Consider the following 23,525-nt stretch of genomic DNA (forward strand, 5'->3'; position numbering starts at 1 on the left):
CCGCTCCCGGCCCGCTCGCTTCTCGCATCGTCGCCCGGCCGTAGCGGCCATCCGTCCCGGCCGTCCTGCCCCGTACCGGCACCGCGGTCCGCGAAGCGCCGCCCGCCCCCGTACAGCCCCCAACCCGAGCACGTACACCGCACTCGGGCGCACCCGCCCCGCCCGGACGCGTACGCCCCCCACCCGGGCCCATCCGGCCGGTCCCGCCCGTCCCCGTACGGCCCCCACCGGAGGAGGAGAACCATGACCACCACCGCACCCCCCGCCCTGCGCGACCACCGCATCCCCGCCGACGGCCTCTACGAAGGGCCGCGCGAGCTGCGCCGGGTCCCCGACGGCTGGACCGACCGCCCCTACGAGCGCTTCCGCCTGGTCCCGCTCGGCCGGGTCATCGGCGCGGAGATCCACGGCGTCGACCTCTCCCGACCGCTCAGCCCGGACCTCCGCGCCGAGCTGGACCGGGCGCTGGTCGAGTGGAAGGTGCTGTTCTTCCGCGACCAGCACCTCACCTCGCTCCAGCAGCGCGCGTTCGCCGGGCACTGGGGCGAGCTGGAGACCAACCCGCTGCTGGCGACCGGCGACGACCCGGAGGTGGCCCGGCTCGACCGCTCCGCCGTCCCCACCTTCGAGAACATCTGGCACGCGGACGTCACCTTCCGCGAACGCCCCGCGCTCGGCGCGGTCCTCCAGCTGCGCGAGGTGCCGCCGGTGGGCGGCGACACGCTGTGGGCGGACATGGCGGCCGCGTACGACAACCTGCCCCAGGAGGTCAAGGAGCGCGTCGAGGGGGCGCGGGCGGTGCACGACTTCCTCCCCGGCTTCGCCCGCTTCTTCCCGCCGGAGCGGCTGGCGGCCCACCAGGAGCGGTTCCCGCCGGTCGAGCACCCGGTGGTGCGCCGCCACCCGGTCACCGGACGGCGGACGATCTTCGTCAACGCGTCCTTCACCACCCGGATCACCGGATGCGCCCGGGAGGAGAGCGACCGGCTGCTGCGGCTGCTGTTCCAGCAGGCGCACGCCCCGGAGTTCCAGGTCCGGTTCTCCTGGCGCGCGGGCGACGTCGCGTTCTGGGACAACCGGGCCACCCAGCACTACGCGGTCAACGACTACGCCCCGCACCGCCGGGTCGCCGAACGCGTGGCCATCGCGGGCGACCGTCCCCGCTGATCACCGCGGGCGGGCTGCTTGAATGGGCGGGTGACCCGAGCCTCCCTGGAAAAGCAGCCGCACGAAGTCGCCTCGATGTTCGACGGGGTGGCGGCCAACTACGACCTGACCAACGACGTGATCTCGCTCGGCCAGGCCCGGCTGTGGCGCAGGGCGGTCGCGGCGGCGGTCGACGCCCGGCCCGCGCAGAAGATCCTGGACCTGGCGGCGGGCACCGCGACCTCCTCGCAGCCCTTCGTGCGGGCGGGCGCCTACGTCGTGCCGTGCGACTTCTCGCTGGGGATGCTCAAGGTCGGCAAGGAGCGCCACCCGTGGATGCCGTTCACGGCGGGCGACGGGATGCGGCTGCCGTTCAGGGACGAGACGTTCGACACCGTCACGATCTCCTTCGGGCTGCGCAACATCCAGGACACCGGTGTCGCGCTGCGTGAGCTGCACCGGGTGACGAAGCCCGGCGGCCGGGTCGTGATCTGCGAGTTCTCCCAGCCGACCTGGGCCCCGTTCCGCACGGTCTACACCGAGTACCTGATGCGGGCGATCCCGCCGGCCGCGCGGGCCGTGTCCTCCAACCCGGACGCGTACGTCTATCTCGCCGAGTCCATCCGCGACTGGCCCGACCAGCCCGCCCTGGCCGCGCTCCTCCAGGAGGCGGGCTGGTCGAAGGTCGCCTGGCGCAACCTGACCGGCGGCGTGGTGGCCCTGCACCGGGCCACCCGCGCCTGAGTCACCCCCGGCCGGGGCCCGCCGCGGGGCCTGCGGGGCTCCGGCAAATCCGGGCCCCCGGGACCCCCGGGCAGCTCCGGGACCCCCGGCAGCTCCGGGACCCCTGGCAGCCCTGGGACCCCGGGGGCCTCACAGCTCCAGCCGGAAGCAGACGGCCTCCTGGCCGCGCGGGGTGCCGTACGACTCGGCCCGCCGCATCCCGAGCCGTTCCGCCACCGCCATCGACCGGGCGTTGCGGGAGTGGACCATCGCGACCACCTCGCCCACCCCGGCCGCCCGCACCCGCTCCAGAGTGGCGCGGGCGGCGGCGGTCGCGTACCCCCGCCCCCACGCCGCGCGCCCCAGCCGCCAGCCGATCTCGGTCGCGCCGACCGGGCCGTAGTGGGTGTGCGGCCAGGGCTGCGCGCCGGTGAAACCGAGCACGGCGTCGCTGTCGTCGGTGACGGTCCACAGGCAGTAGCCCAGCTCCGCGTCGTGGCGGCGCTGGCGGGCGGTCAGCTCCTCGTAGACCGAGCGGTCCGCTCTGCGGCCCCCGAAGAACTCCATGACCTCGGGGTCGTCGAAGACCCGGTGCCAGGTCAGGGCGTCCTCGTCGGTGGGGACGCGGAGCCGTACGACGGGGGCCGGGGCGGCGGGCGAAGCGGGCGCGATCGACATGGGGGAGCCCTTCGGAGGGTTGTTTCGCAGGCCCCCATAGACTGCATGGGACATGTGCCGCGCGGCACGCGAATTCGAGTCTTCGGGAGATCCGACCGTGACCGAGCCCCTCTCCGAGCACAGCGCGGACGTCATCGTCGTCGGAGCGGGCCCAGCGGGCTCCACGACCGCGTACTACCTCGCCAAGGCCGGACTCGACGTCCTGCTGCTGGAAAAGACCGCCTTCCCCCGGGAGAAGGTCTGCGGCGACGGGCTCACGCCGCGCGCCACGAAACAGCTCGTCTCCATGGGGATCGACATCTCCGAGGAGGCGGGCTGGCTGCGGAACAAGGGCCTGCGCATCATCGGCGGCGGCGTCCGCCTCCAGCTCGACTGGCCGGAGCTGGCCTCCTACCCGGACTACGGGCTGGTCCGCAAGCGCGACGACTTCGACGAACAGCTCGCTCGGCAGGCGCAGAAGGCCGGTGCCCGGCTGTACGAGCGCTGCAACGTGGGCGCGCCCGTCCGCGACGAGCGCACCGGCCGCATCACCGGCGTCGAGGCGAAGATCGGCGAGGAGAAGACCCCGGTCACCTTCCACGCCCCGCTCGTCGTCGCCGCCGACGGCAACTCCACCCGGCTCTCCCTCGCGATGGGCCTGCACCGTCGCGACGACCGCCCGATGGGCGTCGCCGTCCGTACCTACTTCACCTCGCCCCGCCACGACGACGACTACCTGGAGTCCTGGCTGGAGCTGTGGGACCGGCGCGGCGCGGAGGACCGGCTGCTCCCCGGCTACGGCTGGATCTTCGGCATGGGCGACGGCACCTCCAACGTCGGCCTCGGCATCCTCAACTCCTCCTCCGCCTTCAAGGAGCTGGACTGGCGCGAGGTGCTCAAGGCCTGGTGCGCCTCGATGCCGGAGGACTGGGGCTACACCCCGGAGAACATGACGATGCCGATCCGGGGCGCCGCCCTCCCGATGGCCTTCAACCGCCAGCCGCACTACACCAAGGGCCTCCTCCTGGTCGGTGACGCGGGCGGCATGGTCAACCCGTTCAACGGCGAGGGCATCGCCTACGCCATGGAGTCCGGCCAGATCGCCGCCGACGTCATCGTCCAGGCCCACGCCCGCGCCACCCCCGCCCAGCGCGAACTGGCCCTGAACAACTACCCGAAGGTGCTCAAGGAGACCTACGGCGGCTACTACACGATGGGCCGCGCCTTCGTGAAGCTGATCGGCAACCCGAAGGTCATGAAGGTCGCCACCCAGCGCGGCCTGACCCACCCGCTGCTGATGAAGTTCACCCTCAAGATGCTCGCCAACCTGACCGACCCGCAGGGCGGCGACGCGATGGACCGCATCATCAACGGCCTCTCCAAGGTGGCCCCGAAGGCGTGACGCCCGCAGGCGGCGCTCCCGGTCAGGCGGTCACCCGGTGCTGGGGCAGAAGGTCCCGCACGTCGTCGTAGCCGCCGGTGGCGACGACCTGCCCGGCGTCCAGGACGACCACCTGGTCCGCGGCGCGGATCGTCGACAGCCGGTGGGCGATGACCAGGAGGGTGCACTCGGCGGAGATCCGGCGGAGCGTCCGGGTCAGCAGCTGCTCGTTGGCCGCGTCGAGATGCGAGGTCGGTTCGTCCAGCAGGAGGATCTCCGGCCGGGCCAGCAGCGCGCGGGCGATCGCCACCCGCTGCTGTTCGCCGCCGGACAGCGAGGAACCGTGCTCGCCGACCTCGGTGTCGAGCCCGGAGGGCAGCCGGTCCACCAGGGCCGTCAGACCGGCCATGTCCACGACCTGGCGCAGCCACGTCTCGTCCGCGTCGGGCGCCGCGTAGCCGATGTTGTCCCGCAGCGTGCCGTACATCAGCGGGGAGTGCTGTTCCACCAGGCCGATGCGGGCCCGCCACTGGGCGATGGAGTGGTCGGTGTGGACGTCCCGCCCGTCGAAGACGATGCTCCCGCTGTCCGGTTCGTAGAACCGCCCGAGCAGACTGAACAGGGTGCTCTTGCCCGCGCCCGAGGGACCGGCCACCGCGGTGCAGCTGTTGCGGGGCACGTGGAACGACGTTCCCCTCAGGATGTCGCGGTCGGTGTAGCGGAACCGCAGATCCCGCAGGACGAGCCCCGCACCGGGACCGGACGTCGGCGCCGCTGTCCGGCGCTCACGCTCGCTCTCGACCGGCAGGTCCAGCACCTCCTGGGCCCGCTCCAGCGCCGCGAGCCCCGTCTGGAGCGCCGGGGCGATGTCGAACAGTCCGGACATCGGCGCGGCGAGGTAGTTCACGTACAGCAGGAACGCCACCAGCTCCCCCACGGTCATGGCCCCGGCGGAGACCCGCGACAGGCCCACGACGATGACCACGATCAGCGACCCCTGGACTGCGAGGTCGATGGCCGGTGACACGACGGCCGAGAGCCGGGCGGCCCGCACGTTGTGCGTGTAGACCGCGCCGTTCCGGCCGGCGAGCGCGGCGGACTCCCGGGACTCCGCGCGGTTGACGCGCACCGTCCTGATGGCGCTGAGGACCCGTTCGAGGTCGGCGGCGAGGGATCCGGTGGCGTCCTGGGCGGCGACCGTCTCCCGGCGGATGCCCTTGAGGACCGCGGCGACGACCAGTCCCGAGCTCAGCGTGACCGCCAGGACCACGGTGGCGAGCAAGGGGTCGAGCCAGACCATCACGGCGACGCCGCCCGCGACGACGATGCTGTTCACCACGGCGTTCGCGGCGTCCGTCGCCAGCACGTCGCGCAGCAGGGTGGTGTCCGTCGTCGTACGGGAGATGAGGTCGCCGACCCGCTGCCGGTCGTACACCGCCATCCGCAGCCGCAGCAGTTGGTCGATCATCGCCTGCCGCAGCCGGCGGACGATGCCCTCCCCGGCCCGGTCCAGCCGGTAGGTGGACCACGCCTGGAGCAGGGCCTGCCCGGCGAAGAGCGCGGCGAGCAGGACGAGCAGCCCGGCGACGGAACGGCTGTTCGTCGCCGCCTCGATGGTCGAGTTGACCAGCAGGGGCTGCGCCAGTCCGAGCGCCGCCCCCGTCAGGGCGCACCCGAGGGCGGTCAGCAGGGCGCGGCGGCTGCCCCGGGTCCAGCTCCACAACTGCCGGAGGGTGCCGCGGCGGGTTTCCAGTTCTTCGTCCATGACTCCGCAGAGGTTCCGATACGAGGAGGAGCGCGCTCGGGCGCTCGGGGAGGGGCTCAGTCGACGAGGTCGTACCCGCGCTCGACGGCGGTCGACAGCCACTGTTCGACCTCGACGACGCGGGTCGCGACCATGGGGTCCAGGTTTCCGCGAAGGGCGCCGGGGCTGAGTATTCCGCTCTCCAGCAGGTTCCTGGCGTCCAGTTCGGCCGGATTCACCCGGTCGACGATGGCCCGGCTGAAGATCTGTTTGGCGGTGGGCAGGCAGGCCCGCGTGCCGGGGGGCATCAACGCGATCACCTGGGACTTCATCCGCCAGTACGGATAGGGATGGTCCGGTTCGTAGCGACGGTGCAGGGGCAGCAGTTTCGCGCGCTCGGTGAACTCGGCGTCCAGGAAGGGGTCCTCGTTGCGCATCAGCCCTGCGGTGCGCAGTCGCTGGTGGGGGTAGAGGTCGCTCCACGCCTCCATGGCCGCCAGGGAGCTGTGGTGTCGCTCGTGCAGCTCCACGAGGGTACGGATCCAGTCGTTCGTCCAGCTCTCCGCCACGTCGCGGTAGGGCGCGGCGAGGAAGTCGTGCGGCGGGTTGCGGCACAACTCGGGCCAGGAGCAGGCGAGGTACGTCATGGCGCGCCGCCGTCGCCCGGTGAGCCGGGCCAGCACGCCGACGGCTTCCAGTTTCGCCGTACGGTGGTGCTCGCCCCGGTGGTCGCGCCAGTAGGCGCCGAGCGCCCGGGGACCGCGGCTCCGCAGCACCGCCGATGAGAGGTACTGGCCGCTGCCGAGAAGCTCGTCGGCCCCGTCGCCGGTGAGGAGGACGTCCGCCCCCGCGTCGTGGGCGACTTCCACCAGGAGCCGGTTCGCGTCGGGGAGGGCGTCGAGGCGTGGCCCGTCGGGGTGCCATTCCGGGGCGCCGGCCGACTGCTGGGAGAAGGGGACGATCCGCAGGTCGCACCGTGGGCCGAGGGCGTCGAGCAGTCTGCGGACGAAGGGGATGTTCGACCGACCGCGGTCGTCGGTCATCTCGATCGCCACCGCGGTGACGCGGCGCCGGTCGCCGTGTTCCAGGACGGTGTTGGCCAGGACAGCGAGGGAGTCGAGGCCACCGGAGGTGGCGACCGCGACGCCCTCGCTGTCCGCGACGGCACGCCGCAGCGAGGCGAGGAAATCCACCCGCAGGTCCCGGACGCGAGGATCACCGGAGGGCCAGGGAGGCTCCGGGGCCATGCGCGGACCGTCCTCGAAGGGATGGACCGGGCCGAATTCTCCCCTGATGGCCGGCCAGGTCAGCCAGAGGGCCAGCCTGCTGCGGGATATGCGCTCGGGCGGCATGCCGTCACCTGCCTCTTCTTACTTGCGGTCGCCGCGGTCCAGCGTCTCGGAAAGGCTGGCGAGAGCGGTGCGGATGGGGCCGGAGTTCTCGGTGGACTCCACTTCCGCGATGAACCGCCCGCGTACGCCCTTTCCGCGGATTCCGTCGCCCGGCTTGCTCTTCTTCGACATTGCTTTCTCCTTCGGTCGGATGAGAACAGGGGAAAGCGCTCCCCTTCACGGTGAAGCGAGGCGGCAGAGGCATTTCTCCGCCCGCTTCGCCGTCCATGGAATCCCGTCCAGGGAGTGGAGGGCAATACGGAGAATTGGACGAACGCGGTGTACGAAATCCCGGGTGACTTCCCTTACCACGAGAGGGCGGAGCCCGCCGGGAAGTCATTCGGACAGTTTGTGGACAGTGCCGCCCCGCGCAGTGGCGGCCGGAGCGGCGACTTCCAGCCGACGGTACGGGGGCTCGCCCGTGATCGAAGGCACGGCCGGATTCCGGAGGTGTGCCGGATGCGGGCCTCGCGGGCTTCCCGGAATTCCTCCGGACCCGAATGGCGAAACTGGCCGATGACTGCTTCCCCGGGGCAGGTGTGACCCACGTCTCAACGGTTACGGCTATTGTCTGGGATACCGTGAACGCGGCCTGTCCTGTGAATCAGACGTGTGTGCTGGCCTGATTCATGCGCTTGGTAGGGGGATTATCGGCATGGGGCGACCGTTGCGAAAGCTGACTCCGTACGTATCGGCTCAGCACCGGTTCGGTGCTGAGCTGCGCCGTTTGAGAAAACAGCAGGGAATGTCGCAGAAACAGCTCGGTCTGCTGATTATGCACAGCGGGTCCACCGTTTCGAAGGTCGAGAAGGCCGAGCGGTGGCCGAGCCGGGAGTTCGCGGATCGCAGCGATCACGTCCTCGGCGCCAAAGGGGCGCTGACCGACCTCTGGCTCAGGGCGCAGGAGGAGCGGAACGCGGACGTGCTCGCCCCCGGAGCCAGGAGGCGGCGGGCGGAAGCGGAGGGCGTCTGCGGCCGGGGCGGCGCGAGCGGACTCACCGTCCTGGACGAGGTGCTGATCCTCTCGGACTCCGACCGGCAGCGGCGCTACGACCTGCGCAGGCTGGTCGAGCGGATCGCCGCCGACCTCCGGCACCTGCGGGCCATCGTCACCGAGCAGCAGGACGCCGCCCGCCTGAGCAGGCGGGTCGACCAGGCGATCGGACTGCTGTCGGACGGCATGGAGCAGCCGCCCGGGAACACCGCCTCGGACGGTGGACCGCGGCCGGGTGCGCCGGCCGACCGGGCGCCGTCGTCCAGGCGGTGGAAAACGGCGCGTTCTCATGGTCACCCGCGGGCGGTTCTGGACAAGGGACGGGACCACTGATCACCGTGGTGCCCATGTCCTCCTCCACGCGCCCGGTTCTCCGCCCCTACGCCCCCACGGATCTGCCGGCGGTTCTCGCCCTGATCGACGAGGACCGGCTTCCCGGCCAGCCGCAGGCCCGAGCGGCCCTGTTAGCGGAGGCGTCGAGAGGCAGCGAGGAGGGGGACGGCACCTGGTGGGGCGCCTACGAGGCGCCGGACATCCTGGTCGCGGAGGACTCCGCGGACGGCGGGATCACCGGGGTGGCCGCCTTCGCGCGGCGGACGAAGGACGGTGCGGGCCTGATCCCGTGGCTGCACTGCCGGGAGGACCCGGCGGTGGCCGACGCGTTGCTCGCCCACGCCACGGCGGCCCTGTCGCCGTACTCCGTGGACGCGTTCCCGTTCGCCACCGCCCTCACCCAGGGCCTCGAAGGGCTCCCGGCCGGCCGACGGCCCCAGACCCATGCGGCGCTCAAACGCGCCGGATACACCGGTGAACGCCTCTGGCGCTACATGCGAGCCCCGCTGCCCCGCCCGGGTCTGCCCCGTGCCGAAGGAGTGAGCGTCGGACCGGCGCCGGACCGGGGGGCGTCCCAGCGGCTGGAGGTCGTACGGGACGGGCGGTCCGTCGCCGAGGCGGTGATCGGCCACCCGGTGCAGGGGATCGGCGTCCTGTGGTGGATCGAGGTCGACGAGGAGGCCCGGGGCCGGGGCACCGGCCGCGCGCTCCTCGGCTCGGCTCTCGAAGCGCTCCGCGGGCTCGGGGCCACGCAGGCGGTGCTGTACGTGGACGACGACGAGACACCGGGCGGCGAGCGCGACCGCACGGCGGCCAACCGGCTCTACGAGTCGGCCGGGTTCGAGGAGGTGGACCACCTGTGGTCCTACACGCTGGCGCCTGGCCCGCCGCCCCCCGCCCGGGAACGTTCGTAGTGGCGGGCCACCCGGGCCCGGTTGCCGCAGGAGGGCTTGCACCACTCCTGGCGGCCGTGGCTCTTGACGAAGTACCGCACGCAGCGCGGCGCGCGGCATGCCCGTAGCCGCTCGCGCTGGGGGCCGCTCAGGAAGTCGACGGCGTCGCGGGCCAGGGTGGCGATCAGCCGTACCCGGGGGTCCTCCTCGACCGACAGCAGGCGGGAGACGGGGGCCTCTCCGGCGGGCCAGGTCAGCTGCGGGGCGACGCGCTCGCGGGCGGCGGCCGTGTTGAGGAGGGCCAGTGCCTCGTCGACGGGCATCAGCCGGTGGGCGTCGGCCGGACTCGGCGGGTCGGGGCTGACCGCCCGCGCGAACAGGGACCGGACCGCCCGCCGGACGCCGACGACCGCCTCCCGCAGCTCCTCGTCCGCCACCGGAGGCGGGGCGGGGGCGCCGGTTCTCCCGCCGGTGGTCAGCAGACCGGGCTGCTGCTGGAGCCACCGGTTCGTCCCCCGGACCGTGGCCAGATCGTCGAGGACTCCGCCGTCCCCGTCGTGGCGGATGGTGCTCACCAGCTCCATGACGATGCGCTGCGCCACGGGCCGCTCCCTTCGCCGTCCCTTGTTCTGGTGCGCTCCCCAGTTTATGGGCCTCATTTTGTGGGCCTAATGGAAAACGGGAAGCAGACCTTAGGTGCAGGGTGCCCGGCGGCGGCCGACTCATGTCCGCCTGATGCTCCGCGCCTGCCCCGGCCCCCGACGCCCGTTCCGCCGCCCGCATAATCCGCGGTTCCGCAGGTGATCGTGTGCGATGATTTGCCCGCCTTCCCCGGTCGTCGGGCCGTTCCCCGGACCAGGTCGGCGCCCGCCCCCGCCCGAAGCGGCGCACGCGGTGCGTACGAAGCTTTTTGACGCGCACTCACATCGAACGCAGGCCGGCGGGGTACGGATCAAGCCGATACAGCGCTGCTCGACCCCAAGGACAGACAGCCATGACCACCGCCTCCCTGCCCCTGACGTCCGTCCGTCCGGAACCGGCCGTCACCACCGCCATCGCCGCGCCCCAGCACCTCGGGCTCTTCCTGGAGCCCCACTTCACCGTGGACCTGACGGTGACGGACGACGACGAGGACCTGGACTCCGCGTACGACGCCCTGCCCGCCCCCACCACCTCGGCGCGGGAGCCCGAGCGGACCAACCGCCGCCCCCGCCGCCGCTGAACGGCGAAGACGCGCCCTTGGCCGCCCCGGCCGAGGCGCCGCCCTCTTCGCTGCCGGGATGGTCGTCTTCGCCGCCGGGATGGTCGTCGGCGCTCCGCTGACGGCGCTCCCCAGCCGCACCCCACCCCGCCGCCGCGCGCTGCTCCTCTTCCTCGCGGTGTTCGCCGCCGCCCATGTCGCCGCTACCCTCACCCCCCGGTTAGGGGGTGCTCCTGACGACCCGGGTCGCCGGGGCCCTCGCCGACGCGGGCTTCTGAGCCGTCGCCCTGCTCCCGCTGCCGCGACCACGGCCGAGGGCCGCCGCCCCCGAGCGGGGGAGCGGCGGCCCTCAGCCGTGCACCGGAGCGCCCGCAGGCGCTTGTGAATCAGAGAACGCGGACCGCGCCGGTCGGCCGGTCGTAGTCCATGGAGCGCTGCACGGTGCCCGTGCTGGAGTTCTGCGCACCGACGAACTCGCCGCCGCCGACGTAGATCGCGACGTGGTACGCGCTGCCCGCACCGCCCCAGTACAGGATGTCCCCGGGCTGGAGGTTGTCCAGGGAGACCTGGGTGCCCGCGGTCGACTGCGACTGCGAGACGCGGGGGAGGTCGATGCCCGCCGTGCGGTAGGCGGCCTGGACCAGGCCGGAGCAGTCCCAGGCGTTCGGGCCGGTGCCGCCGGCCACGTACGCGTCGCCGACCTGCGCCTTGGCGAACGCCACGATGGACGCCGCGGAACCGCTGACGTTCGACGAGGAGGACGACGGGGCGGAAGGCGCGGAGGCGGTGTTGCCCGAGGAGCCGGAGGAGGCGCTGAGCGTCGTGCGCTCGGAGGTACGGGAGGCGCGCTCGGCGCGCTCCTGGGCCTCGGCCGCCGCCTTGGCCTTCGCCGCGGCCTCGGCCTTCTTCTTCGCCTCGGCCTCGCGGACGGCCTCGGCGTGCGCCTTCTTGGCCGTCTTGGCGGCGCTCTTCGCGGCCGCGGCCTCGTCGGCCTGCGTCTCCAGGTCCAGGGCCACCTGCTGGGTGGCCTGCGCGGACGCGGCGACGGCGGTGGAGAGCCCGGAGGTGATGGTGGGCATCTCGATCGTCTGGGTCACCGGTTCGGCCTGGGCCGGACCGGCGGCACCCGCGACCGCGATGGTGCTGAGGACGCCACCGGCAACTCCGGCTCGCAGCGCCGACTTCGAGGAACGCTGTCGGGGCTTCCGGTGGCTGGGTATGTGAGCGGTGTGGGACATGGGTACTAGCGCTATCAGGGGTGTAGGGGTCCCATCAAGAAACGTGTGTTGCGACACAGTTACGTTCGGAATCTGCGAATCCGCTTTCTGTGGGCCCTTATTGACGCCGTAACGGGCAAAACGGGCAGGTGCGATCAGGCCCGTGATCACTGACTTTCGGTAATACGCCCGAATTGCCCGTCGCCTACCATTCGTTCACGCCGATGGCCAAGCCCGGTTTTCCGGTGCGGGGTGCCGAGTGACGCAGGTCACGGTGGCGGTGTCCGGTGGCAGGCAACCCTCGCGCCCGCCGCCGAGGTCTCCCCCTCTTCCGTCCCGGTCGCCCCGCCCTCCTGTCCGGGAGGGTTCGTGGTCCATCCGGAACTTCGTGAATGCGCGCACATGTCCCCTTCGGTCCGCGCGACCCCTCGTCCGGGTGAGCGGAGGGCGGCCGGGCGCTCTTACCACTCCATCGTGGTCCACCGCCAATTTGCTTGTAGTGGCGGTCTATTGATACCGCGATACGCCTTTGACCAGCGGTAACACCGCTGAATGTCACGTCTCGTGATCACTCGGCCGCTTCGCGTACGAAGATCACCGCTCATACGACTTCATGATCGTTCGTCAGGTGGTGGAGATCACAAAGACGTTGGCGCACCCCGTGTCGCAGATCACAGGGGAGCGGGCATAGGATGCGGGGCAGTCGGGCTTGTGAACTGCCTCACATGTGCACGATCTTGGTGAGGCGGCGAGCCGGTCGCCCGATGCGGTCCAACGGTCAAGGACGACTGGAAGGAGCGAGGAGCGTGAATGCTTACACGCCCATCCTCGTGCTCGGCGCCCTCGGGGCAGGGTTTGCGATCTTCTCCGTGGTCATGGCCACGCTTATCGGCCCCAGGCGGTACAACCGGGCGAAGCTCGAAGCGTACGAGTGCGGTATCGAACCCACGCCGACACCGGCCGGAGGCGGCCGCTTTCCCATCAAGTACTACCTGACGGCGATGCTTTTCATCGTCTTCGACATCGAGATCGTCTTCCTCTATCCCTGGGCGGTCTCCTTCGACGCCCTGGGGATCTTCGGGCTCGTGGAGATGCTGCTCTTCGTGCTCACCGTCTTCGTCGCCTACGCGTATGTCTGGCGTCGCGGCGGCCTGGAATGGGACTGAGGGGCTGAGGGGCACACCATGGGACTCGAAGAGAAACTGCCGAGCGGCTTCGTTCTGACCACGGTCGAGCAGGCTGCGGGCTGGGTGCGGAAGTCCTCCGTCTTCCCGGCCACGTTCGGACTCGCCTGCTGCGCCATCGAGATGATGACGACCGGCGCGGGCCGCTACGACCTGGCGCGATTCGGGATGGAGGTCTTCCGCGGATCGCCGCGTCAGGCGGACCTGATGATCGTCGCGGGGCGGGTGAGCCAGAAGATGGCGCCCGTCCTGCGGCAGGTCTACGACCAGATGCCCAACCCCAAGTGGGTCATTTCCATGGGGGTTTGCGCTTCATCGGGTGGAATGTTCAACAATTACGCCATTGTGCAGGGTGTTGATCACATCGTCCCGGTCGATATCTATCTGCCGGGTTGTCCGCCGCGTCCCGAAATGCTGCTGGACGCCATCCTCAAGCTCCACCAGAAGATCCAGGACGGCAAGCTCGGGGTCAACGCCGAGGAGGCCGCCCGCGAGGCGGAGGACGCCGCCCTCAAGGCGCTGCCCCTGATCGAGATGAAGGGGCTGCTGCGGTGAGCGAGCACACCCACGGCGAGGAGGGCGACGGCAACGCCGTCCCCGCCCCCCGCGACACCGGCGGCGAGGTCATCCGCGTCCGCAGGGGCATGTTCGGCGCGAACAACGGCGGCGACACCTCCGGTTACGGCGGGCTCGTCCGCACGGTCACCCTGCCGGGAGCCTCCTCCCGCCCCTACGGCGGCTGGTTCGACGAGGTGGCCGACGAGCTCGAAGGGGCCCTGGAGGAAGGGGACCTGCTCCCCTCGAACGCCATCGAGAAGACCGTCGTCGACCGCGACGAGCTGACCTTCCACATCGCCCGCGAGCACCTGCTCCAGGTGACCCGCACCCTGCGCGACGACCCCGCCCTGCGCTTCGAGCTCTGCACCGGCGTCAGCGGCGTCCACTTCCCCGGCGACAAGGGCCGCGAACTGCACGCCGTCTACCACCTGCGGTCCCTCACGCACGGCCGGATCATCCGGCTGGAGGTCTCCGCCCCGGACAGCGACCCGCACGTCCCCTCGCTCGTCGAGGTCTACCCGACCAACGACTGGCACGAGCGGGAGGCGTACGACTTCTTCGGGCTCGTCTTCGACGGGCACCCCGCCCTGACCCGGATCATGATGCCGGACGACTGGCAGGGCTTCCCGCAGCGCAAGGACTACCCGCTCGGCGGCATCGCCGTCGAGTACAAGGGCGCCCAGATCCCGGCTCCGGACCAGCGGAGGTCGTACTCCTGATGACCACTCCCCGAGCAACCCCCCGTGCCACGACCGAGGGGACCGTCTACACGGTCACCGGCGGCGACTGGGACGAGGTCGTCGAATCCGCCGTCAAGTCCGACGACGAGCGCATCATCGTCAACATGGGTCCCCAGCACCCGTCCACGCACGGCGTGCTGCGGCTGATCCTGGAGATCGACGGCGAGACCGTCACCGAGGCCCGCTGCGGCATCGGCTACCTCCACACCGGCATCGAGAAGAACCTCGAATTCCGCAGCTGGACCCAGGGCACCACCTTCGTCACGCGGATGGACTACCTGACGCCGTTCTTCAACGAGACGGCGTACTGCCTGGGCGTGGAGAAGCTCCTCGGCATCGAGGACCAGATCCCCGACCGGGCCACGGTCATCCGCGTGCTCCTGATGGAGCTCAACCGGATCTCCTCGCACCTGGTCTGCATCGCGACCGGCGGCATGGAACTGGGCGCGACCACGATCATGATCTACGGCTTCCGCGATCGTGAACTGGTTCTCGACCTCTTCGAGCTGATCACCGGCCTGCGGATGAACCACGCCTTCGTCCGCCCCGGCGGCCTCGCCCAGGACCTGCCCCCGGGCGCGGTCGACCAGCTGCGCGAGTTCATCAAGACCATGAAGAAGAACCTGCCGGAGTACGACAAGCTCGCCACCGGCAACCCCATCTTCAAGGCCCGGATGAAGGACGTCGGCTACCTCGACCTCACCGGCTGCATGGCCCTCGGCGCCACCGGACCGGTCCTGCGCTCCGCCGGGCTCCCGCACGACCTGCGCAAGAGCGACCCCTACTGCGGCTACGACACCTACGACTTCGAGGTGCCCGTCGCCGACACCTGCGACTCCTACGGACGCTTCCTCATCCGCATGGACGAGATGCGCGAGTCGCTCCGGATCATCGAACAGTGCCTGGAGCGGCTGGAGCCGGGCCCGGTCATGGTCGCCGACAAGAAGATCGCCTGGCCCGCCCAGCTCGCCCTGGGCGCCGACGGCCTCGGCAACTCGCTCGACCACATCCGGAACATCATGGGCACCTCCATGGAGGCCCTGATCCACCACTTCAAGCTGGTGACCGAAGGCTTCCGGGTCCCGGCCGGGCAGACGTACACCGCCGTCGAGTCCCCCAAGGGCGAACTCGGCGTGCACGTCGTCTCCGACGGCGGCACCCGCCCCTACCGGGTCCACTTCCGCGACCCGTCCTTCACCAACCTCCAGGCCATGGCGGCGATGTGCGAAGGCGGCCAGGTCGCCGACGTCATCGTCGCCGTCGCGTCCATCGACCCCGTGATGGGAGGCGTCGACCGGTGACGACACCACGCCAAGACGTCAGTCTGGGGATGCCGCAGCTCCCCGCCACCCCCTACCCGGCCGAGGTGCGCGCCCGGCTCGACGCGGACGCGAAGGAGGTGATCGCCCGCTACCCCGGCAGCCGCTCCGCCCTGCTGCCGCTGCTGCACCTCGTGCAGTCCGAGGAGGGCCACGTCTCCCGTACGGGCGTCGCCTTCTGCGCCGAGACGCTGGACCTCACCACCGCCGAGGTCACCGCCGTCGCCACCTTCTACTCCATGTACCGGCGCAAGGCCGGCGGCGACTACCAGGTCGGCGTCTGCACCAACACCCTGTGCGCCGTGATGGGCGGCGACGCCATCTTCGACACGCTCAAGGAGCACCTCGGGGTCGGCAACAACGAGACCACCGAGGACGGCAAGGTCACCCTCGAACACATCGAGTGCAACGCCGCCTGCGACTTCGCGCCCGTCGTGATGGTCAACTGGGAGTTCTTCGACAACCAGACGCCGGAGAGCGCCACCCGGCTCGTCGACGACCTGATCGCGGGCCGGACCGTCGAGCCCACCCGGGGCGCCCCGCTCTGCTCGTACAAGGAGACCGCCCGCATCCTGGCCGGGTTCCCCGACGAGCGCCCCGGCGCCGTCGCGGCCACCGGTGGCGCGGGCCCCGCCTCGCTGATCGGGCTGAAGCTCGCCAAGGGGGAGGCGCCGCAGGCGCGCGTGGTCTCCCCCCGCGGCGAGCGCCCGCACGGCGACGCCCAGCCGCAGGACGGCGCACAGGTCCACGACCCGTCGCCGACCGAACGCCTCAGCTCGCACGACGCGCCGCAGCAGACCTCGGCCTCCGACCCGGAGCACCCGGCCGGGCCCGCGGCCGAGGAGGGGGAGTGATGACCGTGGCAGCCGAGATCGACCGCAACGGGACGAGTCCCGAGAAACTGCTCGCACCCGTCCTCTCCTCCTTCTGGGACCAGCCCGAGTCCTGGACCCTGGAGACCTACCGCCGCCACGAGGGCTACGAGGGGCTGCGCAAGGCGCTCGCCATGCCGCCCGACGACCTCATCGCGTACGTCAAGGACTCCGGTCTGCGCGGCCGCGGCGGCGCGGGCTTCCCCACCGGGATGAAGTGGCAGTTCATCCCGCAGGGGGACGGCAAACCGCACTATCTGGTTGTCAACGCCGACGAGTCGGAGCCGGGGACCTGCAAGGACATCCCGCTCCTCTTCGCGAACCCGCACAGCCTCATCGAGGGCATCGTGATCGCCTGTTACGCGATCCGTTCGTCGCACGCGTTCATCTACCTGCGCGGTGAGGTCGTCCCCGTGCTGCGACGACTGCACGAGGCCGTACGAGAGGCGTACGAGGCGGGTTATCTGGGGACGAACATCCTGGGTTCAGGACTCGATCTGGAACTCACGGTGCACGCGGGCGCCGGTGCGTACATCTGTGGTGAGGAAACCGCGCTGCTCGACTCTCTCGAAGGACGGCGTGGCCAGCCCCGGCTGCGACCTCCCTTCCCCGCGGTCGCCGGTCTGTACGCCTGCCCCACTGTGGTGAACAACGTCGAGTCCATCGCGTCGGTTCCCGCGATCCTGAACAAGGGCAAGGACTGGTTCAGGTCGATGGGCAGCGAGAAGTCCCCGGGCTTCACGCTCTACTCGCTCAGCGGCCACGTCACCAGCCCCGGCCAGTACGAGGCCCCGCTCGGTATCACGCTGCGCCAGCTGCTCGACATGAGCGGCGGCATGCGGGCCGGACACCGGCTGAAGTTCTGGACCCCGGGCGGCTCCTCCACCCCGATGTTCACCGACGAACACCTCGACGTCCCCCTCGACTACGAGGGCGTCGGCGCCGCCGGGTCCATGCTCGGCACCAAGGCGCTCCAGTGCTTCGACGAGACGACCTGCGTGGTGCGGGCCGTCACCCGCTGGACCGAGTTCTACGCCCACGAGTCCTGCGGCAAGTGCACACCCTGCCGCGAAGGCACGTACTGGCTGGTCCAGTTGCTCCGTGACATCGAGGCGGGCAAGGGCCGGATGTCCGACCTGGACAAGCTCAACGACATCGCCGACAACATCAACGGCAAGTCGTTCTGCGCGCTGGGCGACGGCGCGGCCTCGCCGATCTTCTCCTCGCTGAAGTACTTCCGCGAGGAGTACGAGCAGCACATCACCGGCCAGGGCTGCCCGTTCGACCCCGCCCGGTCCACGGCCTGGGCCGACGACAAGAACACCGACGGCACCAACGCTCACCGGGGGGTGAACGCATGACAGTCACCACGAGTGCGCCCTCCGGGGGCGGCGAGGCGGCGGTCCCGCCCGAGGACCTGGTCACGCTGACCATCGACGGCATCGAGATCAGCGTCCCCAAGGGGACCCTGGTCATCCGGGCCGCCGAACTCCTCGGCATCGAGATCCCGCGCTTCTGCGACCACCCGCTCCTCGACCCGGCCGGGGCCTGCCGCCAGTGCATCGTGGAGGTGGAGGGCCAGCGCAAGCCGATGGCCTCCTGCACCATCACCTGCACCGACGGCATGGTCGTCAAGTCGCAGATCACCTCTCCTGTCGCCGAGAAGGCGCAGAAGGGCGTGATGGAGCTGCTGCTGATCAACCACCCGCTGGACTGCCCGGTCTGCGACAAGGGCGGCGAGTGCCCGCTCCAGAACCAGGCGATGTCGCACGGCGGCGCCGACTCCCGCTTCGAGGGGAAGAAGCGCACCTTCGAGAAGCCCGTCCCGATCTCCACCCAGGTGCTGCTGGACCGTGAGCGATGCGTGCTCTGCGCACGCTGCACCCGGTTCTCCAACCAGGTGGCGGGCGACCCGATGATCGAGCTGATCGAACGCGGCGCGCTCCAGCAGGTCGGCACCGGCGAGGGCGACCCCTTCGAGTCGTACTTCTCCGGCAACACCATCCAGATCTGCCCGGTCGGCGCGCTCACCTCTGCGGCGTACCGGTTCCGCTCCCGCCCCTTCGACCTGGTCTCCACGCCCTCGGTGTGCGAGCAGTGCGCGGGCGGCTGCTCGATGCGGACCGACCACCGCCGCGGCAAGGTCATGCGGCGCCTCGCGGCCAACGAGCCCGAGGTCAACGAGGAGTGGATCTGCGACAAGGGGAGGTTCGGCTTCCGCTACGCCCAGCAGCGCGACCGCCTCACCACCCCGCTCGTCCGCAACGCCGAGGGCGTCCTGGAACCGGCGAGCTGGCCCGAGGCGCTCGAAGCCGCCGCGGCCGGTCTCCTCGCCGCCCGCGGCCGGACCGGCGTCCTGACCGGCGGCAGGCTGACCGTCGAGGACTCCTACGCGTACAGCAAGTTCGCCCGGGTCGCCCTCGACACCAACGACATCGACTTCCGCTCCCGGGTCCACAGCTCCGAGGAGGCCGACTTCCTGGCCGCCCGGGTCGCCGGACGCGGCCGGGACCTGGACGGCACGGGGGTCACGTACACCGCGCTGGAGAAGGCCCCCGCGGTGCTGCTCGCCGGGTTCGAGTCCGAGGAGGAGGCCCCCGGGGTCTTCCTCAGGCTGCGCAAGGCCCACCGCAAGAGCGGTCAGCGGACCTTCTCGATCGCCTCGCACGCCACCCGGGGCCTGGAGAAGGCGGGCGGCACCCTGCTGCCCGCAGCCCCCGGCACCGAGTCCGAGTGGCTGGACGCGCTCGCGGGCGGCGTCGGCCTGGAGGGCGAGGGGGCCGCGGCCGCCGAGGCGCTGCGCGCGGAGCACTCCCTGATCATCGTCGGCGAACGGCTCGCCGGAGTGCCCGGCGCGCTCTCCGCCGTCCTGCGCACCGCCACGGCCACCGGCGCACGCCTGGTGTGGATTCCGCGCCGGGCGGGCGACCGGGGCGCGATCGAGGCGGGCGCGCTCCCCTCGCTGCTGCCCGGCGGCCGCCCGGCCACCGACCCGCGGGCCCGCGACGAGGTGGCCGCCGTGTGGCGCGTCGCCGAACTCCCCGCCCGCCACGGCCGCGACACCGGCCAGATCGTCGAGGCCGCGGCCACCGGCGAACTGGGCGCGCTGCTCGTCGCCGGGGTCGGCGTCGAGGACCTGCCGGACCCGGCCCGTGCCCTTGAGGCCCTGGACGAGGTCGGTTTCCTGGTCTCGCTGGAGCTGCGGCCGAGCGCGGTCACCGACCGGGCCGACGTGGTCTTCCCGGTCGCCGCCGTCGTCGAGAAGTCCGGCACCTTCCTCAACTGGGAGGGCCGGGCGAGGATGTTCCAGGCGGCGCTGAAGCCCGAGCAGATGTCCCGGACTCTCTCGCCGACGGACGCCCGCGTCCTGCACATGCTGGCCGACGCCATGGACGTGCACTTCGCGCTGCCGGACCTGACCGCCGCCCGCCGCGAACTGGACCGGCTCGGCGGCTGGGAAGGCGGTCACGCGGACGACCCGCGTGAGGCCGCGCGGCCGCTGCCCCGGCCCGGAGACGGCGAGGCGGTCCTCGCGGGCCACCGGATGCTGCTGGACCTCGGCCGCCTCCAGGAGGGCGACACCGCGCTCGCCGGGACGCGGCACGCGGCGCTCGCCCGGCTCTCGGCCACCACCGCGGCCGAGACCGGCGTCAAGGACGGCGACCTGCTCGCTGTCACCGGACCCGCCGGCACCGTCGAACTGCCCCTCGCCGTCACCGACATGCCGGACCGGGTGGTCTGGGTGCCGCTGAACTCGGTGGGCCGCGGCATCCCCGCCGACACCGGTGCGCACCCCGGCGGCCTGGTGCGGATCGGCCCCGCCGCCGCACCGGGCGCTCCCGTCGAACCATCGGAGGTACGAGCGTGACTGGCCTCACCGCACTCACGACGGCGCCCGAGCGTGCCGTCCTCGCCGCCGAGGACCTCTCGATGTTCGGCGCCGACCCCTGGTGGCTGGTGCTGCTCAAGGCGGTCTTCTGCTTCGCGTTCCTGATGCTGATCGTGCTCTTCTCGATCGTCTGGGAGCGCAAGGTCGTCGCCTGGATGCAGCTGCGCATCGGGCCCAACCGGCACGGCCCCTGGGGGCTTCTCCAGTCGCTCGCCGACGGCGTCAAGCTGATGCTGAAGGAGGACGTGGTCGTCAAGGGCTCGGACAAGGCGGTCTACATCCTCGCCCCGATCCTCGCGGCCATCCCCGCCTTCATGGCGATCGCGGTGATCCCCTTCGGGCCCGCGGGCAACGAGATCTCGATCTTCGGCACCCGTACCACGATGCAGCTGACGGACCTGCCGATCGCCGCGCTGTACATCCTCGCGGTCGGCGCGGTCGGCGTGTACGGATTCGTCCTCGGCGGCTGGTCCTCGGGATCGACGTACCCGCTGCTCGGCGGAATCCGCAGCTGTGCCCAGATGATCAGCTACGAGATCGCGATGGGCGCCGCCTTCGCCTCGGTCTTCCTCTACTCCGGTTCGATGTCGACCTCGACGATCGTGGAGGCGCAGGCCGACCGGTGGTACATCATCCTGCTCCCGGTCTCCTTCCTCATCTACATGGTGACCATGGTCGGTGAGGCCAGCCGGGCGCCGTTCGACATGCCGGAGTCCGAGGGCGACCTGGTCGGCGGCTTCAACACCGAGTACAGCTCGATCAAGTTCGCGATGTTCATGCTCGCCGAGTACATCCACATGGTGACCGTGTCGATGATCGCGGTGACGCTGTTCCTCGGCGGCTGGCGGGCCCCGGCCCCCATCTCCCTGTTCTGGGAGGGCGCGAACCACGGCTGGTGGCCGATGCTCTGGTTCTTCCTCAAGCTCCAGGCGCTGATCTTCTTCTTCATCTGGCTGCGCGGCACCCTGCCCCGGGTCCGCTACGACCAGCTGATGAAGCTGGGCTGGAAGGTCCTGATCCCGGTCTCGGTGGTCTGGCTGATGCTCGTGGCCACCGTCCGCGCCCTGCGCAACGAGGGCTACGACTTCTCACGGATCGTGATGTACGTCGCCGCGGCGGTGATCGCGATCCTGCTGATCTCCTTCGTCGTCGACATGTACCGCGACCGCAGGACCAGGGCCGGGACGGAAGAGGCCGGCCCGGAGCCCGCCTTCGACCCGATGGCGGGCGGGTACCCGGTGCCGCCGCTGCCCGGACAGTCCCTCCCACCGGTGCCCCGGCGCAGGCCGCGGCACGAGCGGGAGCTGGTTGTCAGTGGTGGGCCCGATACTCAGAGTGACGGAAACGCGAGTGACGGAAAGGAGGTCGGCGGTGTCTGAGAAACCAGAGCTCACGGGCTCATCGGGATCCGCTGGGTCCTCGGGCGAATCGGGAGCGGCGGGGGAGAAGTTCCAGAACCCCGTGGCCGGCTTCGGCGTGACCTTCAAGGCCATGTTCAAGAAGCGGCTCACCGAGCAGTATCCGGAGACGCCGAAGGTCACGGCGCCCCGCTTCCACGGCCGCCACCAGCTCAACCGCCACCCGGACGGCCTGGAGAAGTGCGTCGGCTGCGAGCTGTGCGCCTGGGCCTGTCCGGCCGACGCCATCTACGTGGAGGGCGCGGACAACACCGAGGAGGAGCGCTACTCCCCGGGTGAGCGCTACGGCCGCGTCTACCAGATCAACTACGCGCGCTGCATCCTGTGCGGACTGTGCATCGAGGCGTGCCCCACCCGGGCGCTGACGATGACCAACGAGTTCGAGCTGGCCAACACCACCCGCGAGAGCCTCATCTACACCAAGGACGAGCTGCTCGCGGGCCTGGACGAGGGCATGGTCGACAGCCCGCACGCGATCTTCCCCGGCATGGACGAACAGGACTACTACCGGGGTCTGGTCACCGAGGCCGCGCCCGGCACGGTCCGTCAGACGGCCGTCTCCCGGGGCGAGAGCGACAAGCCGGACGGGGACGGCGGGACCGGCGGGACGGAAGGGACCGGCGGGGCCGACGCGTCCGACGAGGACCCGATCGCCTCGACCCGGGCCGCAGGCGCCCGGCAGGACAAGGGGGTGGGCGCGTGAACGCGCTGGCCGCAGCCACCACCACCTCCACCGGTGAGGCCGTCCAGTTCTGGATCCTGGGCACCGTCGCCGTGGTCGGGGCACTCTCCACGGTCCTGATGAAGAAGGCCGTGCACAGCGCCCTGTCGCTCGCCGGGACCATGGTGATCCTGGCCGTCTTCTACCTCGCCAACGGGGCGTACTTCCTCGGCATCGTCCAGATCGTCGTCTACACCGGCGCGATCATGATGCTGTTCCTCTTCGTCGTCATGCTGGTCGGCGTCACCGCGGCGGACTCCCTGAAGGAGACCCTCAAGGGCCAGCGCTGGCTGGCGCTCGGCTGTGCGCTCGGCTTCGCCATCCTGCTGACCGCGGGCATCGGCAACGCCTCGCTGAGCACGTTCAACGGGCTCGGCGCGGCCAACGCCCAGCACGGCGGGAACGTCGAGGGACTCGCCAACCTCATCTTCACCAAGTACGTCTTCGCCTTCGAGATCACCGGCGCTCTGCTGATCACCGCGACGGTCGGCGCGATGGTGCTCACGCACCGCGAGCGCACCGAACGGGCCCGCACACAGCGGGAGATGGCCGAGCAGCGGGTGCGCGAGGGCAAGCACCTGCCCCCGCTGCCCGCCCCCGGCGTCTACGCCCGGCACAACGCGGTCGACATCCCCGGTCTGCTCCCCGACGGCACGCCGTCCGAGCTGACCGTCATGCAGACACTGCGCCGCCGCGGCCAGATGCGGGACGTCTCGCAGGAGTCCCTCGCCGACCTCAGGGCCCTGGAGCAGCGCTCCGGGGAGCGGCTCGGACGTGGGGACGCGGACGCCACGGCGCGCGGGACCGGTCCCGCCGCCGCGGCGGAGAATTCGGAGGCCGCCAAGTGAACCCGGTCAACTACCTCTACCTCGCGGCCCTGCTGTTCGCGATCGGCGCCTCCGGGGTGCTGATCCGGCGGAACGCGATCGTGGTGTTCATGTGCATCGAGCTGATGCTCAACGCGTGCAACCTGACGCTCGTCGCGTTCTCCCGGATGCACGGCAACCTCGACGGGCAGATCGTCGCCTTCTTCACGATGGTCGTCGCCGCCGCGGAAGTCGTCGTCGGACTCGCGATCATCGTGTCGTTGTTCCGCTCCCGCCACTCGGCCTCGGTCGACGACGCCAGCCTGATGAAGCTGTAA

General features: G+C 71.0%; 23 protein-coding genes. 17 read left to right on the forward strand and 6 right to left on the reverse strand.

Going from position 1 to position 23,525, the window contains the following annotated elements:
- Positions 1 to 243: 243 nt before the first annotated feature.
- Both ACIRRU_RS05445 and ACIRRU_RS05450 read left to right on the forward strand, forming a co-directional pair.
- Positions 244 to 1,167, forward strand: a complete 924-nt coding sequence (locus ACIRRU_RS05445) for a TauD/TfdA dioxygenase family protein (RefSeq protein WP_403676450.1) — start codon at positions 244 to 246, stop codon at positions 1,165 to 1,167.
- Between the two features lie 30 nt (positions 1,168 to 1,197).
- Positions 1,198 to 1,890, forward strand: coding sequence for a demethylmenaquinone methyltransferase (locus ACIRRU_RS05450; RefSeq protein ID WP_403676453.1), 693 nt, complete (start codon positions 1,198 to 1,200; stop codon positions 1,888 to 1,890).
- Between the two features lie 129 nt (positions 1,891 to 2,019).
- On the opposite strand, the gene ACIRRU_RS05455 is transcribed toward ACIRRU_RS05450, so the two are convergent.
- Positions 2,020 to 2,547, reverse strand: a complete 528-nt coding sequence (locus tag ACIRRU_RS05455) for a GNAT family N-acetyltransferase (RefSeq protein WP_403676456.1) — start codon at positions 2,545 to 2,547, stop codon at positions 2,020 to 2,022.
- Positions 2,548 to 2,644: 97 nt separating this feature from the next.
- On the opposite strand from ACIRRU_RS05455, the gene ACIRRU_RS05460 reads away from it, so the two are divergent.
- Positions 2,645 to 3,928: a geranylgeranyl reductase family protein gene (locus ACIRRU_RS05460; protein WP_363200434.1), complete on the forward strand. Its 1,284-nt coding sequence runs from the start codon at positions 2,645 to 2,647 to the stop codon at positions 3,926 to 3,928.
- 22 nt (positions 3,929 to 3,950) lie between these two features.
- Here ACIRRU_RS05460 and ACIRRU_RS05465 read toward each other — a convergent pair whose 3' ends face one another.
- Genes ACIRRU_RS05465 through ACIRRU_RS05475 form a run of 3 tightly spaced genes read right to left on the reverse strand, consistent with a single transcriptional unit; the run spans position 3,951 to position 7,174 of the window.
- Positions 3,951 to 5,672 (reverse strand): ABC transporter ATP-binding protein, encoded by a 1,722-nt coding sequence (locus ACIRRU_RS05465; RefSeq protein ID WP_403676459.1) that lies wholly within the window; start codon positions 5,670 to 5,672, stop codon positions 3,951 to 3,953.
- Between the two features lie 56 nt (positions 5,673 to 5,728).
- Entirely contained in the window at positions 5,729 to 7,003 is a 1,275-nt protein-coding gene (locus ACIRRU_RS05470) for an asparagine synthase-related protein (RefSeq protein ID WP_403676462.1), read from the reverse strand.
- A gap of 18 nt (positions 7,004 to 7,021) precedes the next feature.
- Positions 7,022 to 7,174 (reverse strand): hypothetical protein, encoded by a 153-nt coding sequence (locus ACIRRU_RS05475; protein ID WP_403676464.1) that lies wholly within the window; start codon positions 7,172 to 7,174, stop codon positions 7,022 to 7,024.
- Between the two features lie 523 nt (positions 7,175 to 7,697).
- Here ACIRRU_RS05475 and ACIRRU_RS05480 point away from each other — a divergent pair.
- Positions 7,698 to 8,369, forward strand: coding sequence for a helix-turn-helix domain-containing protein (locus tag ACIRRU_RS05480; RefSeq protein ID WP_403676467.1), 672 nt, complete (start codon positions 7,698 to 7,700; stop codon positions 8,367 to 8,369).
- A gap of 14 nt (positions 8,370 to 8,383) precedes the next feature.
- Positions 8,384 to 9,283: a GNAT family N-acetyltransferase gene (locus tag ACIRRU_RS05485; protein WP_403676469.1), complete on the forward strand. Its 900-nt coding sequence runs from the start codon at positions 8,384 to 8,386 to the stop codon at positions 9,281 to 9,283.
- Here the strand turns inward: ACIRRU_RS05485 and ACIRRU_RS05490 are convergent.
- On the reverse strand, positions 9,235 to 9,846 hold the full coding sequence (locus ACIRRU_RS05490; protein ID WP_403677017.1) for a CGNR zinc finger domain-containing protein: 612 nt from the start codon (positions 9,844 to 9,846) through the stop codon (positions 9,235 to 9,237). The genes ACIRRU_RS05485 and ACIRRU_RS05490 overlap by 49 nt on opposite strands.
- A gap of 410 nt (positions 9,847 to 10,256) precedes the next feature.
- On the opposite strand from ACIRRU_RS05490, the gene ACIRRU_RS05495 reads away from it, so the two are divergent.
- A complete protein-coding gene (locus ACIRRU_RS05495) occupies positions 10,257 to 10,484 on the forward strand; it encodes a hypothetical protein (RefSeq protein WP_403676471.1) in 228 nt (75 codons plus the stop codon).
- Between the two features lie 365 nt (positions 10,485 to 10,849).
- Here ACIRRU_RS05495 and ACIRRU_RS05500 read toward each other — a convergent pair whose 3' ends face one another.
- Entirely contained in the window at positions 10,850 to 11,701 is an 852-nt protein-coding gene (locus tag ACIRRU_RS05500; protein WP_403676474.1) for a C40 family peptidase, read from the reverse strand.
- A 785-nt stretch (positions 11,702 to 12,486) separates the two neighbouring features.
- Between ACIRRU_RS05500 and ACIRRU_RS05505 the strand changes: the two genes are divergently transcribed.
- The 11 genes from ACIRRU_RS05505 to nuoK are packed head-to-tail and all read left to right on the forward strand — an operon-like array spanning position 12,487 to position 23,525.
- A complete protein-coding gene (locus tag ACIRRU_RS05505) occupies positions 12,487 to 12,846 on the forward strand; it encodes an NADH-quinone oxidoreductase subunit A (RefSeq protein ID WP_363200439.1) in 360 nt (119 codons plus the stop codon).
- Positions 12,847 to 12,864: 18 nt separating this feature from the next.
- Positions 12,865 to 13,419 (forward strand): NADH-quinone oxidoreductase subunit B family protein, encoded by a 555-nt coding sequence (locus ACIRRU_RS05510; protein WP_363200440.1) that lies wholly within the window; start codon positions 12,865 to 12,867, stop codon positions 13,417 to 13,419.
- On the forward strand, positions 13,416 to 14,141 hold the full coding sequence (locus ACIRRU_RS05515; RefSeq protein WP_403676478.1) for an NADH-quinone oxidoreductase subunit C: 726 nt from the start codon (positions 13,416 to 13,418) through the stop codon (positions 14,139 to 14,141). Before ACIRRU_RS05510 ends, ACIRRU_RS05515 begins: the two co-directional genes overlap by 4 nt.
- Complete coding sequence (locus ACIRRU_RS05520) at positions 14,141 to 15,463, forward strand: NADH-quinone oxidoreductase subunit D (RefSeq protein ID WP_403676481.1); 1,323 nt, start codon at positions 14,141 to 14,143, stop codon at positions 15,461 to 15,463. Before ACIRRU_RS05515 ends, ACIRRU_RS05520 begins: the two co-directional genes overlap by 1 nt.
- A gap of 29 nt (positions 15,464 to 15,492) precedes the next feature.
- Positions 15,493 to 16,335 carry an NADH-quinone oxidoreductase subunit NuoE gene (nuoE, locus tag ACIRRU_RS05525; RefSeq protein ID WP_363200443.1) on the forward strand — a complete coding sequence of 281 codons (843 nt, stop codon included), beginning with the start codon at positions 15,493 to 15,495 and terminating at the stop codon, positions 16,333 to 16,335.
- Complete coding sequence (gene nuoF, locus ACIRRU_RS05530; protein WP_403676484.1) at positions 16,332 to 17,714, forward strand: NADH-quinone oxidoreductase subunit NuoF; 1,383 nt, start codon at positions 16,332 to 16,334, stop codon at positions 17,712 to 17,714. The genes nuoE and nuoF overlap by 4 nt, the downstream gene beginning before the upstream one ends.
- The gene (locus tag ACIRRU_RS05535) at positions 17,711 to 20,221 is read left to right on the forward strand and encodes an NADH-quinone oxidoreductase subunit G (RefSeq protein WP_403676486.1); all 2,511 of its coding nucleotides are present in this window, start codon (positions 17,711 to 17,713) and stop codon (positions 20,219 to 20,221) included. The genes nuoF and ACIRRU_RS05535 overlap by 4 nt, the downstream gene beginning before the upstream one ends.
- Positions 20,218 to 21,621: an NADH-quinone oxidoreductase subunit NuoH gene (gene nuoH / locus ACIRRU_RS05540; RefSeq protein ID WP_403676489.1), complete on the forward strand. Its 1,404-nt coding sequence runs from the start codon at positions 20,218 to 20,220 to the stop codon at positions 21,619 to 21,621. Before ACIRRU_RS05535 ends, nuoH begins: the two co-directional genes overlap by 4 nt.
- The gene (gene nuoI, locus ACIRRU_RS05545) at positions 21,614 to 22,363 is read left to right on the forward strand and encodes an NADH-quinone oxidoreductase subunit NuoI (RefSeq protein ID WP_403676491.1); all 750 of its coding nucleotides are present in this window, start codon (positions 21,614 to 21,616) and stop codon (positions 22,361 to 22,363) included. The genes nuoH and nuoI overlap by 8 nt, the downstream gene beginning before the upstream one ends.
- Complete coding sequence (locus ACIRRU_RS05550) at positions 22,360 to 23,229, forward strand: NADH-quinone oxidoreductase subunit J (protein WP_363200448.1); 870 nt, start codon at positions 22,360 to 22,362, stop codon at positions 23,227 to 23,229. The genes nuoI and ACIRRU_RS05550 overlap by 4 nt, the downstream gene beginning before the upstream one ends.
- Complete coding sequence (gene nuoK, locus ACIRRU_RS05555; protein WP_363200449.1) at positions 23,226 to 23,525, forward strand: NADH-quinone oxidoreductase subunit NuoK; 300 nt, start codon at positions 23,226 to 23,228, stop codon at positions 23,523 to 23,525. The genes ACIRRU_RS05550 and nuoK overlap by 4 nt, the downstream gene beginning before the upstream one ends.

It is taken from the genome of Streptomyces sp. NPDC101181 (assembly GCF_044767975.1).
Classification (GTDB): domain Bacteria; phylum Actinomycetota; class Actinomycetes; order Streptomycetales; family Streptomycetaceae; genus Streptomyces.